Raw genomic sequence first — 14,400 nt, forward strand, 5'->3', positions numbered from 1 at the left:
CGCGGCGCAGTACCCTGACCTTCCAGGCAGACCGCGTGGGGGCCCGGCTGATGGGGGGACCGTGGAACTCGTCGGCCGGGATGATCAGCTGGATCTGTTACGCCGGCTGCTGGCCGAGCCACTGAGCTACGGGAGCGCGGTGCTCGTCCGCGGCGCGCCCGGCATCGGGAAGACGGCGCTGCTCGCCGCGACCGCCCATGTCGCCGAAGGGCTCGGCTATCAGGTGCTGCGCACCAGTGGCGTCGAGGCCGAGAGCGAGATCCCTTACGCCGGTCTGCAGCGTGTCCTCCGTCCGTTGGGCGCAGGACGCGCCGGGCTCGCCGCCTCACACCAGCTGGCTCTGGACACCGCCCTCGGGCACGCCGGGGCCGGTGTCCGCGACATCTTCCTGGTCGCTCTGGCGGTCCTCAACCTCCTGGCCGACGCGGCTGCGGTCGCACCGGTGCTGGTCCTGGCCGACGACGTCCAGTGGCTCGACGACGCCACTGCCGACGTCCTGGCCTTCGTGGCGCGCAGAGTCGGCACCGAGCCGGTGGTCATGGTGGGAGCGGCCCGGGAGGGATACCGGTCACGGCTGAACTCCGACGAGCTCACCTCCGTGATCCTGGACCCGCTCACGGACGGCCAGGCCACGGAGCTGCTTGCGGACCGCGCCCCCGACCTGCGTCCCACCGCGCATCGTCGTCTCCTTGCCGAGGCGGCCGGCAACCCGTTGGCACTGACCGAGCTGTCGCGCACACTCGGTGCGTCGGCCGATCCGCACATCTCCCAACTGCCCCTCACCGAGCGGCTCGAACGGGCCTTCACCGACCGCCTGGAGACCCTGCCCGACCTCACCAGAGGTCTGCTGCGGATCGCTGCCCTCAGCGACAGCGGGTCGCTGCCCGAGATCTACCGTGCGACGCGGGAGTTCACGGGTATGGCGGCCGGACCCGATGACGTCGACCCGGCAGTGCGCGTTCAGCTCGTCCAAGTCATCGGCACCGAACTGCGGTTCGGGCATCCGCTGATGCGGTCGGCGATCCACCAGACCATGCCCACCGGCATCCGCCATGGCGCGCACGCCGCCCTCGCCGCCGTGCTCGACGAAGATCCGGACCGGCAGCTACGTCACCGGGCCGCCGCGGCCGACAAGCCGGAAGAGTCGGTCGCCGCCGCTTTGGAGGACGCCGCTCACCGGGCCGCACGCCGCGGCGGTATCGCGGCGGCCGTCGCAGCCCTCGAACAGGCCGCCGTGCTCAGCGAGGACGCCGGCCGCCGGGCGGAACGCCTGTTGCGTGCGGCCGACTTCGCCGTCGAACTCGGTCGCCCCGAGACCGTGACCCGACTGCTGGACCAGGCGCTCACCGGGCCGCTGTCGCGGCGGCAGCACGCCACCGTGGTCTGGCTGCGCGGCAGCTTCGACGAGGGACTCCACAGCCACGCGTCCGGCGCCGTCTCCCTGACGGCACTGGCCGAGGAGGTGGCCGCGGAAGACCACGCGCTGGCGCTGCGGATCCTGTGGAGTGCCGCGCAGTTGTGCTTCTGGTCCGACCCCGGCCCAGGCGGCCGCCGTAAGGTCCTTGAGGCCGCGGAACGGTTGGAGCTGGACGAGCGCGATCCGTGGCGGCTGGCCATCTGCGCCTACGCCGCCCCCATCGACCGCGGCTCCTTCCTTCTGCACCGCGCCCGACACGTTGAGCCGAAGGAGGGCGACGACGGCCGCACCTACCGCATGCTCAGCACCGCATCACTGCTCGCCGGAGGCTTCGACCTGGCCCGGGTGTTCTCGGCGGCAGGCGGCGCGCCGCTGCGCGCCCAGGGACGCCTGGGACTGTTGGCCCGTACGGTCGGCGCGGACGCGTGGAGCGCCCTGGTGGTCGGCGACCTGGGTGCGGCGATCGCCGCCACCGAGGAGTCACGAAGGCTGGCGCGCGAGACCAGCCAGACGATGATGTACGGGCTGATGACCGCCACCGCGGCCAAACTGGCCGCACTGCGCGGCGAGGTGGATTCCGCCCTGAGGCTGGCCGAGGAAGCGGAGGAGATCGGCCTTCCGGCCGGGGCGCGGCCGGTGTTGGCCACCGCATCGATGGCACGTGGACTGGCCGCGTTGGGCGCCGGACGGTTCGAGGAGGCCTTCGGTCATCTGCGACGGCTTCACGATCCGGCGGATCCCGCCTTCCAGGTCGCCCTGCGGCTGACCGCAGTGGGTGACCTCGTCGACGCCGCGACCCACTGCGGGCAGCTGGAAGCCGCGCTTCCGATCGTCATGGAGTTGGAAGAGGTCGCCACGGTGACCACCGCGCCGGTGCTGCACGCCGACCTGCGTCTGGTCCGGGCCCTGCTGGCCGCCGACGAGGACGCCGACCTCCTCTTCACGGCTGCGCTGGGTGCCGATCTCACTGCCTGGCCGCTGATCAGGGCCCGGACCCACCTGCTCTACGGCGAATGGCTACGGCGTCGGCGGCGCAGCGTCGAGTCCCGCGACCATCTCCGGGCGGCCCGTGACATGTTCGACGCGCTCGGCGCGATCCCCTGGGGGGAGAGAGCCCGGCAGGAGCTGCGTGCCTCGGGTGAGACCAGCCGCCGCCGGACCCCGGACGCCCGTGACCAGTTGACCGCCCACGAGCTGCAGATCGTCCGGCTCGCCGCTGACGGGCTGACCAACCGCGAGATAGGCCAGCGGCTCTACCTGTCGCACCGCACCGTCAGCTCGCATCTGCATCGGATCTTCCCCAAGTTGGGCGTGGTCTCGCGCACCGAGCTGCGGACCGTGGTCAGCGCACTGCGCTGACCACCGTCACATGACGCTCGCCGACGTGTGCGCGGCGCTCCTAGCGTTCCCCAGGTAGAGGGCATCGACGAGTGGGGGAGCGGTCCCATGGTGTGGAACGCGGCTCGGCAGGCATCCGTCCGACCTGTGGCCACGTTCGCCATGGTCGGCCGTCACGCCGAGCGGGCAGCCGTCGGACAGCTGCTCGACGCGGTGCGCGACGGCCTGAGCGGCGCCCTGGTCCTGACCGGCGAACCCGGAATCGGCAAGACCCGGCTGCTGGAGTACGCCGCGACCCGGGCCGCGGAACTGCGCGTGGTCCGGCTGACCGCGGTCGAGCAGGAGACCGGTCTTGGCTTCGGCGCGCTGCACCGGCTCCTGCGGCCGTTCCTGAACCGGGTGGCCCGGCTGCCCGACCCGCAGCGAGCCGCACTGGACGCGGCTCTGGGTCTGGCGGCGAGGCTGCCCTCGGACCGTTACCTGGTCGGCCTGGCAACACTGACACTGTTGTCCGAGGTGGCCGCCGATCAGCCACTGCTGCTGTTGGTGGACGATGCGCAATGGCTGGACCGGGAGTCGGCCGAGGCGCTCGCTTTCGCCGCCCGCCGGCTGCATGCCGACTCCCTCGGCCTGATCATCGCCGTCCGCGAAGGGCTCGCGGGCACGGGCCTGTTCGACGCACTGAGCGTGCATTCGGTCACCGGCTTGCCCGAGGCGGAGGCCAAGGTCCTGCTCTCCTTCGGCACCCGGCGGGTGGACCCGGCCGTGGCCGACCGGATCGTCATCGGGACCGGCGGCAATCCGCTCGCACTGCTGGAACTCGCCGATGCCCTGACGGCCGAGCAGTTGTCCGGTATCGCCCCCTTGCCAGATCCACTGCCGGTGGGCCGTCTGCTGGAAGAGCATTTCCAGCGCCGGGTGCGAGCCCTGCCGCCGGAGACCGGAACCCTGTTGTTGCTGCTCGCGGCGGCCCCGTCGGGCGAGGCGGCGATGATGTGGCGCGCCGCAGGCACGCTGGGCCTGTCGCCCCGCGCTGTCGAGCCGGCGGTCGCCGCGGGCATCCTCGGCCGTGGCGTGCCGACGGCCTTCCGGCATCCTCTGATCCGCTCCGCGGTGTACTCCGGCGCCGATCCCGGCGAGCGCCGCCGGATGCACGCGGCGCTCGCCGCCGCCTGCGACTCCGTGCGGGACACCGACCGCCGTGCCTGGCACCGGGCCGAGGCGTCCGAGGGAGTGGACGAGAAGGTCGCCGCCGACCTGGAGGCCGCCTCCGAACGCGCCCGGTCCCGCGGCGGCTACTCCCAGCAGGCCCTGTTCCTGTCGCGCGCCGCTGATTTCACCAGCGACCCGGCCAAACGGACAGAGCGGCTGCTCGACGCGGCGCAGGCCCATCTGATGTCCGGCGACGCATCGGCGGCACGGACCGCGCTCGACCTGGCCGGAGCCGACATCCGTGGCCCGGTCATGCGCACTCGTGAGCTGCGCATGCGGGCCACCTCACAGATGTTCCAGATCCTCGTCGCCGACGTCCCCGCCATGCTGATGGACGCCGTGGCCAGGCTCGGTCCGCAGGATCCGCGGCTGACCTGGGAACTGCTCTGTGAGGCGCTGCACGCCGCGCTGGTCGCCCATGGCCGCACGCACGGCACGTCGTTGGCCGAGGTCGCGGCGGCCGTCGTCGCAGTGCAACGAGCCTCGGACACTGCCACGCCCGGCCGTGACCTGCTGATGGAGGGTCTGGCCCGTCGGGTGGCCGAGGGCTACGAGCACGGCGCGCCCGTGCTGCGCACCGCCCTGGAACGGTTGCGCACCGGTGGCGAGTTCGGGGACACGAACAGTCCGCTGGCGGTGATGGTGGCCATGGGCTGTGACGATCTGTGGGACATCGAGGCCGGGCGCGAACTCACCGATCGCCTGGCGGCGGCGGACCGCGACGCCGGCGCACTGTACGCGCTGAGCATGACGTTGCTCGTCGAAGCGCGCTGTGAACTCTGGGACGGGCGGTTCACGCAGGCGGAGGTCCGCTACGCCGAGTTCGACGACATTGCGGAGGACACCGGCTTTCCCGGCGGCGGGGACATCAACCGGCTCCACCTGTTCGCCCTGACCGGCCGGGAGGCCGAACTGCGGGCAGCGGTGCGGCGGACCGCGGAGATGAGGGGCAGCGGCCACGGCCTGCTCCAGTTGCTGGCGCAGCACGCGCTGACCCTGTTCGAGCTGGGGCAGGGACGTTACCGGCAGGCGTTGCGGCACGCCCGAGCGGTTTTCGTGGCCGACCCCCCGGCCTGCGGCAACCTCGTTCTTCCTCTGCTCATCGAGGCCGGTGTACGGGTCGGCGACCGAGTCGGCGCAGCCGAGGCCCTGGCCCGGCTGGAGGTGCGCGCCCCGCTCGCGGATACGCCCTGGGCCCTGGGCACCCTGGCTCTGGGCCGGGCGTTGACAGCCGAGGGCGACGAGGCCGAACGGTTCTACCAGGAGTCGGTCGATGTGCTGGGAACGGTTCCGACGGCCCTGGAGCAGGCCCGGGCGCGACTGCTGTTCGGCGAATGGCTGCGTCGCCGCAAGCGGCGTTCCGATGCCAGGACGCAGTTGCGTGCCGCGTATGAGAGCTTCGACGCCTTCGGTGCGGTGCCGTACGCCGAGCGGGCCCGGGTCGAGTTGCTGGCCACCGGCGAGACGGCCCGCAGGCGGACGGAGGAGACCAGGTTCGATCTCACGCCGCGGGAACGGCAGGTGGGCTCCATGGCCGCCTCGGGGCTGACCAACGCCGAGATCGCGACGCGGTTGTTCATCACCACCTCGACCGTCGAGTTTCACATGAACAAGGTGTTCCGCAAGCTCGGCATCACCTCCCGGAGGCAGATACCTCGCGCGATCGGCGAACCGGACCCGGCGGCCGACGGTTGAGCGGTCAGCACCGTTCAGCACGCGTCGTACGCCGGGCCGTGAGCGAGCCGGGTCGGGGCCGGGGTCAGGAGAGCGTGAAGTCCTGGAACTCCGCGATCCCGCGGGTGCCGGTCCAGCCGTTCGCCGCCGTCATGAAGACCCCCACGTCCTGGGTGCCGGCGGCGCCGCCCGGTGTGGCCGTGCCGATGGTGGTCCACGTCGTGCCGTCGGTGCTCGCCTCACCCGTGTAGGCGGAGCCGGCACGGGTCAGGCGCAGGAACACCGGTGCGGCGAAGGAACCGGCCGTCTTGATCGAGTCGAACGTTCCGTCCTGGCCGGAGTCCCAGGACAGCACGCATCCGTTGGACGGCGTCACGGCCAGGTTGACGTACCCGGGCGAGCCGTCGGCGGACAGGTCGTTGCGCACGATCAGCCCGGCGCGGGCCCAGCCGCCGGTGCTGTCCTGCGAGACGACCTTCACCGTGGCGGTGGAAGCGGTCCCGAACGCGCCCGCACGGTGGATGGCACCGAACTGGTTGGTGCCGGCCCACAGGTCGGCGCCCGCGCCCTCGATGGCCAGCGCAGTGCCCGACTGGCCGAAGACGGCGTCGTTGAAGCTCACGGTCCGGTACGGGTCCCGCACTCCCGTCGCCGCCATGAGCCGCACCGACGCCGTGGCCGTCCCCCTGGGCGAGGCCGCCGAGGCGCCGCTGCGGTAGGCGGCGGTGGCCGGGACGCGGGTCACCAGGTCGGCAACGGTGCCGGTGAGCGTCAGCTCGAAGTCCGCCGAGAACGTCCGGCCCGGTGCGACCGAGGCGGAGGTCACCGTCCCGACCGGCTTCGCGGTCATCCCCGCGGGCGCCTGGACGGACAGCGTCACCCCGGTGGCCGGCGCGAACCCGTTGCGGTTGGTGAAGGCCACCGTGACGGTGACCGCACCGCCCTCCGTCACCGCGCCCTTGGGGGAGGAAGCGGTCAGCGTGGCCTGGTGCGGGTCGGCGGCCAAGGTGTCGTGGACCCGCCGCGCCAGCTTGTGGACGTCACCGGTGGTCCTCGTCGGGTAGGTGTCGTGCCGGTGCGCCCAGTCGTCCTCCAGCGCGAACCAGTCGAAGGCCTTCGGGGCGCGGTGCTCCTTCAGGGCCCGGGACAGTTCCTGGAAGTACGTCTTCCAACGGGTCAGATACAGGCCTGCGACCAGTCCGGACCACTCCCGGTTGGCGTAGTCGTGCAACCCCTCCTCGCTGCTGACCCGGCCGCCCCAGGTGGTGATGATCGACCGTGCGTCGTACTCCAGTTGGTCCTTCTCGGCCCTCGTGCCGCCCCAGGAGCGGGCGTCGGCCAGCCACCGGCCGAGCAGGTGCTGCCCGCTGGTGGCCAGCACCTTGTCCATGAGCCGCATCCAGTCCAGCCAGATAGTGGTGAGTTCATCGAAACGGGCGCGGTCGGCCGTGTCGTAGGCGGCCTTGATCTGTGGCAGCAGCATCCGGCTCCGGTTGGACAGCACCTGCCGGGTCACGTCTGCCAGGTCGTACCGGTAGGCGGAGCTGTCGCGCAACGCGGGCGCCACCTGCAGCAGTTCGGTCAGCGCCCGGTCGAAGACGGTGGTGTCGTAGCGGTCCGCCTCCGGGCCCCAGGCGGCGGCCTTGTTCGCGCCGAGGCTCGGGCGGGCCCCGAACAGTCCGTCGGGTGCCTCGCTCCAGGCGTCGGCGCGGCTCATGCCGTACGCCGTGTCGCGGATGGTCTGCCAGGCGGCGAGGGCGTGCGGGTCCGCTGCGCCGTAGCGGGACACGGCATACGAGGCGAACCAGTCGTCGAGGTCGATCGTGCCGGGTGTCCAGGCCAGGTCGGTGAGCAGGGCGAGCGCGGCGTGGTTGTTGTCGGCGCCCTCCGGCATGGCGGCGATGCCGGCCAGGGCGCTGTTGTCCTTGTCCCGCCACTTCGGGTACTGCTCCACCCAGTCGGGGGCGTTGGCGCCCATCGGGGTGTGGCCGCCGAAGTTCCAGATGCTGCCGAACGCGTAGGGGGTGCCGCCCCAGTCGCTCTCCCGGTCGGTGACCGTAGTGTAGCGGTCGGAGAGGCCGTCGACGACGAACATCCGGGCCTTGTCGACGGCGTCGAGGATGTCCTTGCTCGGGTTGTTCTGCCAGCCGAGGATGGCCCAGACGGCGCCGGGGTGGGCTTTGCGCAGTGATGCCTCCACGGCCTTGGCGGCCTGTCCCACGGGTACGTCGCCCGGGTTTCCGCCTTCGTGCAGCAGGTCCATCTTGTACATCGAGCTGTCGCCGAAGCGTTCCGACTGGGCGCGGTAGAAGGTGGCTGCGACCTCTGCGAACACGGTCGTCCGAGGGTCGAGCCAGTCGGGCCGCTTGAAGGCGCCCCAGTCGCCCTGGGGCACGACCCGCGCGTCTCCGCCGTTCCTCGCCACGAACCCGTCGGGCACGGTTCCGAAGTAGCCGGGCAGCACCGGGGTCATGCCCAGGTCCCGCAGCCGATCGGTGATCTTCGCGGCGAGGTCGGCGCGCCTCTCGATGAGCCGCCGGGACACCGGGCCGCCGAACCCCGACATGTTCTGCAGGAGCCACCACGGCTGATGTGCGGGGGCCGGGATCCAGGCCCGCAACTCCGCGTCGGAGTAGCCGAATGCGCGAAAGGTGTCGTAGTAGACGGCGTCGGCGCCGGTGTAGACGAGGACCTCGTTGACGCCGTGCAGGGCGAGGACGTCCAGTTCCCGCTGCCATGCGTCCCAGTCGCGGTAGGGGCCGGTGTAGCCGTCGTTGGTGTCGTTGAGGGCGAACCGGTGCGGGACGTTGGCCGTCGCGGCGATCTCGCCGTCGGGGGCGGGCAGCAGCCGGGGCAGGTCCAGCTGTTCGCCGTTCCAGGAGATGTCGGCCTGCGCCGCCCGCGCGAGATAGGTGTTGAGACCGGTGAGCAGCACCGCGGGGCTGGTGCCCTGCACGGTGATTGCACCGGGCCGGCCCGTGACGCGGAACCGGTCGGCGCCGCCGGGGGCCAGCGCACAGAGCGTGACCTGCCGGTGGTGACCGGGCAGCAGGCGGCGCAGCGCCACCGACGCGGGGGTCGTGTCGAACGGCTTCGCGGCCTGGCCGGCCGGCCCCGGAGCCGCGTGGGCGCCCTGTGGTGGGGACAGCAGCACCACACCGCCGAACGCGGCCGCTCCCGTCAGCAGACCTCTGCGGCTGAGGGGTTGATTGCCTGTCATGGACGTTCCTCTCAGGACTCTGCGGATCTTTCGAGCTCAGGTCGGCGCGGCCGAACCGCGGCTCGGATCAGGTGACGGTCATCGCGAAGATGTGCAGGGCGGGACCACTGCTGCCCACGCCGTCGCCGACCTTCGGCAGCACGACGGAGTACAGCTCCCTGTCCTGCAGGTCGACGCCGAAGGTGAAGAGGCTGACCGGGTTGTCGTCGCGGCCCGACGGGAGGTTGCGGTAGGGCAGCACCACCGCGGCCGAGGCGTACGCCCCGTACCAGTCGGGGACGTCGACCAAGAAGTCCTGCTCGGTGCCGTCCGCGTACACGACCTTGCCGGTGCCCTGGCCCGCGCCCCAGGTGCTGGTGCCGAGGAAGGCCAGCCGTCGGCCCGTGCCGGACAGCCGTACGCTCTGGCCGAGCGACACCACGTTGTCCTTGCCGCCCGGCTCGGTGTCCGGCCAGGTGAAGGCGGTTCCGTCGTGGGTGACCGTGGCGCCGGGGGTGAGGCCGGCCGAGGCGAGCGCCTCGGCGGACAGGCTGGAGCGCGAGCCGTCGATGTCGGCGGTGGAGGTGGCGGTGTCGGAGGAGATCCCGGCGTTGTCGAAGGCGCCGGCCAGTGACCGGTAGGGCAGGTGGAGCAGCGAGGTCACGCGGGCGCAGTCGGATCCGTGCTCGTGCACGTCGAAGACCGCGTGGGCGATGAGCGGGACGACGCCCTCGGCGTCGTCGGACAGCCGGGTCTGCCAGGTCCGGGTCACCGAGCGGCCGGGCGCCACCGTGCCGAGGGAGACCGTCCGGCCGGTGCCGCCGTCGGCGGAGAAACACAGTGCCGTGCCGCGCAGCGCGATCCGCGTGGTGTTGGTGAGTTCGGCCGTCAGGGTCACCGGCTGACCGGGACCGGGGGCGGCCGGCTCGAAGGTGAGCGAGACGGGCGGGGTGAGGAAGTCCTCCTGGGGGCGGTAGCGGCTCATGCTTCCTCCACGGTGAAACGGTCGAAGACCGCGCGGACGGTCGTACCGGGATAGTTGGTGTTGACCGCGCTGGCGACCACGCCGGCGTCCATGGCCCCGCTCGCCGAGGGCACCGTGACGCTCGCGACCTCGGTCCACGACAGCAGGTTGGTGGTGCTGTACGCCGTGTACGTGGTGCCGGAGCGGACCAGCCGCAGCCAGGATGGGTGGGCCGAACCGCCGCCGCCTGCCCAGGTGTCGAGACGCCCGTCGCCGTCGCTGTCGGTCATGAACTCCAGGCCGTACCGCAGCGACATCGTCAGGACGGCGTAGCCGCCCTTCTCGGGTGCGGTCAGGTCGTTGGCGACGGCGATGCCGTACTTCGCGGTGGGGTTGTCGGTCCCGGTGAGGCCGACCGCCTCGACCTGCACCACACCCGACTCGGTGAAGGAGCCGGGGAGGTGGATGACGCCCTTCTCGTCGGTGCCGCCGGACAGGTCCCGGCCGCCCGCCCAGATCACCAACTGGCTGCCGTACTGGCCGAATCCGGTGTCGTCCGCGGTGGTGAACGTGCGGTACGGGTCCCGCACCCCGTTGGGCTCGTAGGGCACCGTGAACGTCTTCGAGGACCGCGCGCAGTCGGTGCTGCGTCCGTCGACGTCGAAGACGACGTGGGCGGTGAACGCGACGTCCCCGGCCACGTCGGCCGGCATCGTCGTCTCCCAGCGGCGGACGGTCCGCGCGCCGCGCCGCAGGTCGCCGAGCGGGATGGTCTGCGCCGCGGTGACGGCGCCGGGGCCGATCAGATGGAGCACGGCGTTGCGGAGCGGGAAGGGGCAGTCGTTGGTGAGGACCGCCGTCGCGGTCACCGTGCCGCCGCCGGTGGGCTCGGCCGGCTCGGTGGTGACGGTGAGCGTGGGCCCCAGGGTGTCGAACGCGGTTCCGCCTCGGACTCCCATGCGGCTCACCGGTTCCAGTCGACGGTGAAGACGTTGGCGATACGGCTGGGAAGGGACGACGGGACGGCGATGTGGATCTTTCCGTCGCGGCGGGTCCACCTCAGGGTGCCGCTCGTGCCGAGGAGCCTGATCCGCGAGGTGGCGCTGATCGGGATGTCCCCGGGTATGGACAGGGTGCCGCTGGGCGCGCCCAGGACGATGATGTTGAACGTGCCGGGCGAGACGGTGTACCGGATGCCGAGCGGGCTGCCTTCCTCCTCCGCCCGCACCCAGGGCGCCGATCCGTAGATCGCGGGGCCGTTGACCTTCAGCCAGGCGCCGATGTCCCGCAGGCGCTCCTGCATGATGGCGGGGATCGTGCCGTCCGCCTTGGGGCCGATGTTGAGCAGCAGGTTGCCGTTCTTGCTGACCACGTCGGCGAGCAGCTGGATCAGGAACTCGGAGGTCTTGTAGTCCTCGTCCGGCTCGTGCTTGTTGTAACCCCAGGAGTAGCCGATGGTCATGCAGCACTCCCACTTCTGCGGGTCCATCGTGGGGTTGGTGCGCTGCTCGTACGTCGCGAAGTCGAAGTGGGTGTCGAACCGGTCGTTGATCACGACACCCTTGGGGTGCTTACGGTTCTTGGCCCGGTTGTAGTAGTGGGCCATGGGTTCTTCGCTGCGCCAGGGCGGGTTGCCGGTGGGGCGGAACCACTGTCCGTCCGCCCACAGCAGTTCCGGGTCGTAGCGGTCGATGATCTCGTACAGCTGCTTGAGCTCGTAGTCGCCGACGTAGTCCGTCACCGGCTTGTAGCCGGTCATCGGGATGTCCTGGTCGGTGTAGAAGTTGCGCATGGGCCGGCCGATCGCCGGGTTGAAGAACTCGCCGAGCGAGTAGTACAGACCGGGCCGTACGGTGCCGCGCTTGCGGGCCGCCGTCATCAGTTCGCCGACGAGGTCACGCTTCGGGCCGTACGCCATGGAGTGACGGTTCGTCACCTTGCTGGGGTAGAGGGCGAATCCGTCGTGGTGCTTGCTGGTCAGCGCGAAGTACTCGGCGCCCGCCTGCTCGAACAGCCGCACCCAGGCGTCCGGGTCGTAGTCGTGCGCGGTGAACTGCGGGATGAGGTCGTCGTAGGTGACGTTCTCGCCGTAGGTGTCGCGGTGGTACTTCCACTCAGCGGTGTCCTTGGTGCTCTGGTACCACAGGTACCACTCGGAGGCGCTTCTCGGTGTCGCGCCGGCGATGGCCGAGTAGATGCCCCAGTGGACGAAGATGCCGAACTTGGCGTCCTTGTACCAGCGCGGCACCGGGTGGGTGTCGAGCGACGTCCTGGTCGGCTGGTAGTCGGCAATGCCGGTGAGGGCCTGGGCGGTGCCGGGCGGGGCGAGGAGTACGGCGCCGCCGACGGCGGCAGCCGTGGTCATGAAGTCCCTGCGATTGACTGCCATTTCGGTGCCTCTCACTTGGTCGTGGAGAAGGAGTCGAAGACCGCGGTGGTGCTCTGGCCGGGGTAGTTGAGGTTGACGGCGCTCGCGACCAGACCCGCGTCGCCGTCGCCGCTCGCGGACGGCACGGTGGCGGCGGCGACCTGCTGCCAGGCGGCTCCGTCGGCACTGGCGTAGGCCGTGTACGTGGTCCCGTCGCGGACGAGTCTCAGCCAGGCGGGGTGGTAGGAGGAGCCGCCACCGGCCCAGGTGTCCAGGCGGCCGTCGCCGTCGCTGTCGGTCAGGAACTCCAGGCCGAACTGCGCGGACATGGTCAGCACGGCGTAGCCGCCCTTCTCGGGCGCGGTCAGGTCGTTGGCGACGGCGATCCCGGCCTTGGCGGAGGGCCCGCTGCCGCTCTGCCCGACGACGCGGGCCGTCACGGAGCCGACGGCGGGCGCGGCGCCGGGCAGATAGACGGCGGCCTTCTCGTCCTTCCACCCGGACAGGTCCTGGCCGCCCGCCCAGATGGCGAACTGGTCGCCGTTCTGCGCGTATTGGGCGTCGTCGGTGGTCGCGGTCGTCCGGTACGGCGCTCGCACGCCGGAGGGGACGGGGATGACCGTGGCGTCCACCTCGTCGGCGTCGAACCGTTGGCGCCCGCTTTGGCGGTAGGAGCTGCGGACCCCCAACGGGTGGGTGCCCCAGGCGGTGTCGGAGCCGGGGGAGACGGTCCAGGCGACGGTGGTGCTCTGCCCGGGGCCGAGGGTGCGCAGGGGCGCGCCGCCCGCCGATTCGGCGGACCAGCCGGCCGGGAGCTCCAGCCGGGTGCGGAGGCTGGTGGCGACCGTGGAGCCGTCGTTGGTCAGCGTCGCCGTGATCTTCGTGCCCTGGCCGCCGGTCCCCAGACTCGGCCGGTACGGGGTGAGGCGGACGCGGGTCGAGGGGCAGTCGCGTGCCACGCGCAGGCCGGGCAGGTCGACGGAGTCGGCGAAGGCCTTCATCCCGGTGTCGTTGGGGTGCAGATGGTCGCCGGAGTCGAACGCGGCGGCATAGCGGGTGGGGTCGGCCGGGTCGCGTACCGCCCGGTCGAAGTCGGCGTACCCGTCGAGGATCCCGCCGGAGTCCCGGACGAACGCGTTGACCTTCTGCCGGTCGGCCTCCTTGGCCTCGGTCCACCAGTCGCCCCAGCCCCGGTACGGGACGACGGTCGCGCCGATCAGCCGCAGGCCGCGGGCGTGCACACGCCGGGCGATCTCCTTCATGCCGTCGATCACCTGGTCGCCGGTGGCGCCGCCCCAGCTGAGGTCGTTGACACCTTCGAAGAGGACCACTGTGCGGGCGTTCGGCTGGGTCAGGACATCGCGCTCCAGCCGTTCGAGCGCCGAGGGATTGCCGTCCGTACCGGCCGTGATCCGGTTGCCGCTGATGCCCTCATTCAGTACTCCGGCGGTGGTCGTGCAGGCGGACAGCCGGGTGGCCACGTAGTCGGGCCAGCGCCGATCGGCGTTCGACGTGGAGGACGCCCCGTCGGTGATGGAGTCGCCGAGCGCCACGACGGAGCCCGCCGCGCTACCGCCCCGCACATCGACCCCGGTCAGGAACGGGAAGGTGGAGTCGGTCCGGGTGAAGGCCCCTCCGGCGGCGTCCCCGGCGTGGTCGCCGCCGCCGTCAGGTGTCCAGTAGACGGTCTGCAGGCCCATCCAGTGCTGGCTGATGTGGGTGAGCCGGCCCGGGAAGTACAGGCTGACCACCACGTCGCTCAGGGCGGGCACGGTGAGCCGGACCTGGTCACTGGCCGCCTGCCCGCCGGCCGGGATCGTCACCTCGCTCTTCCCGCCGAAGCTCAGCCGGCGCGGCTTGGTGACGGCGCTGCCGCCCTCACGCAGTCCGACCGTGGCGTGCCCGATCGTCACCGGTTCGGTGGTGAAGCCGTTGGTCAGCCGGATGCGCACGCTGGACCCGCCCGCGCTCACCCGTACCGGAATGCGCACGGTCACCTCGGAGGTGCCCGGGTCGTACGCGGCGTGCTGGGCGGTGGCCCAGGTCCCCGTCCAGCCCTGCGTCCCCTTCTGCTTCCCTGCCTGTGTCCCCGCCTGTGTCTGCTGCGCCGGTGCCGCGTGCGCCGTGGGGGCCGCCGGGAGCAGCAGCCCTGCCAGCACGGCGACCGTGCCCGCGGCCAGGGCCGCCAGTCTTCTTCGGTGTCCGACAACTCCGAGCACTACGGGTCC

7 protein-coding genes are annotated in these 14,400 nt (G+C 71.6%); 2 read left to right on the forward strand and 5 right to left on the reverse strand.

The window, feature by feature from the left end; genetic code table 11:
- Positions 1–61: 61 nt before the first annotated feature.
- Together OHT57_RS44785 and OHT57_RS44790 are read left to right on the forward strand one after the other, a co-directional pair.
- On the forward strand, positions 62–2,776 hold the full coding sequence (locus OHT57_RS44785; protein WP_328752727.1) for an AAA family ATPase: 2,715 nt from the start codon (positions 62–64) through the stop codon (positions 2,774–2,776).
- A gap of 87 nt (positions 2,777–2,863) precedes the next feature.
- Positions 2,864–5,662, forward strand: coding sequence for a helix-turn-helix transcriptional regulator (locus tag OHT57_RS44790; RefSeq protein ID WP_328752728.1), 2,799 nt, complete (start codon positions 2,864–2,866; stop codon positions 5,660–5,662).
- 64 nt (positions 5,663–5,726) lie between these two features.
- Here OHT57_RS44790 and OHT57_RS44795 read toward each other — a convergent pair whose 3' ends face one another.
- The 5 genes from OHT57_RS44795 to OHT57_RS44815 form a co-directional block, all read right to left on the reverse strand.
- Complete coding sequence (locus OHT57_RS44795) at positions 5,727–8,861, reverse strand: alpha-N-acetylglucosaminidase (RefSeq protein ID WP_328752729.1); 3,135 nt, start codon at positions 8,859–8,861, stop codon at positions 5,727–5,729.
- A gap of 67 nt (positions 8,862–8,928) precedes the next feature.
- Positions 8,929–9,825 carry a beta-glucosidase gene (locus OHT57_RS44800; RefSeq protein ID WP_328752730.1) on the reverse strand — a complete coding sequence of 299 codons (897 nt, stop codon included), beginning with the start codon at positions 9,823–9,825 and terminating at the stop codon, positions 8,929–8,931.
- The gene (locus OHT57_RS44805) at positions 9,822–10,763 is read right to left on the reverse strand and encodes a hypothetical protein (protein WP_328753508.1); all 942 of its coding nucleotides are present in this window, start codon (positions 10,761–10,763) and stop codon (positions 9,822–9,824) included. The genes OHT57_RS44800 and OHT57_RS44805 overlap by 4 nt, the downstream gene beginning before the upstream one ends.
- Positions 10,764–10,768: 5 nt before the next feature.
- Complete coding sequence (locus OHT57_RS44810; protein WP_328752731.1) at positions 10,769–12,193, reverse strand: alpha-L-fucosidase; 1,425 nt, start codon at positions 12,191–12,193, stop codon at positions 10,769–10,771.
- An 11-nt stretch (positions 12,194–12,204) separates the two neighbouring features.
- Entirely contained in the window at positions 12,205–14,391 is a 2,187-nt protein-coding gene (locus OHT57_RS44815) for a GDSL-type esterase/lipase family protein (protein WP_328752732.1), read from the reverse strand.
- Positions 14,392–14,400: the final 9 nt, after the last annotated feature.

It is taken from the genome of Streptomyces sp. NBC_00285 (genome assembly GCF_036174265.1).
Lineage (GTDB): Bacteria > Actinomycetota > Actinomycetes > Streptomycetales > Streptomycetaceae > Streptomyces.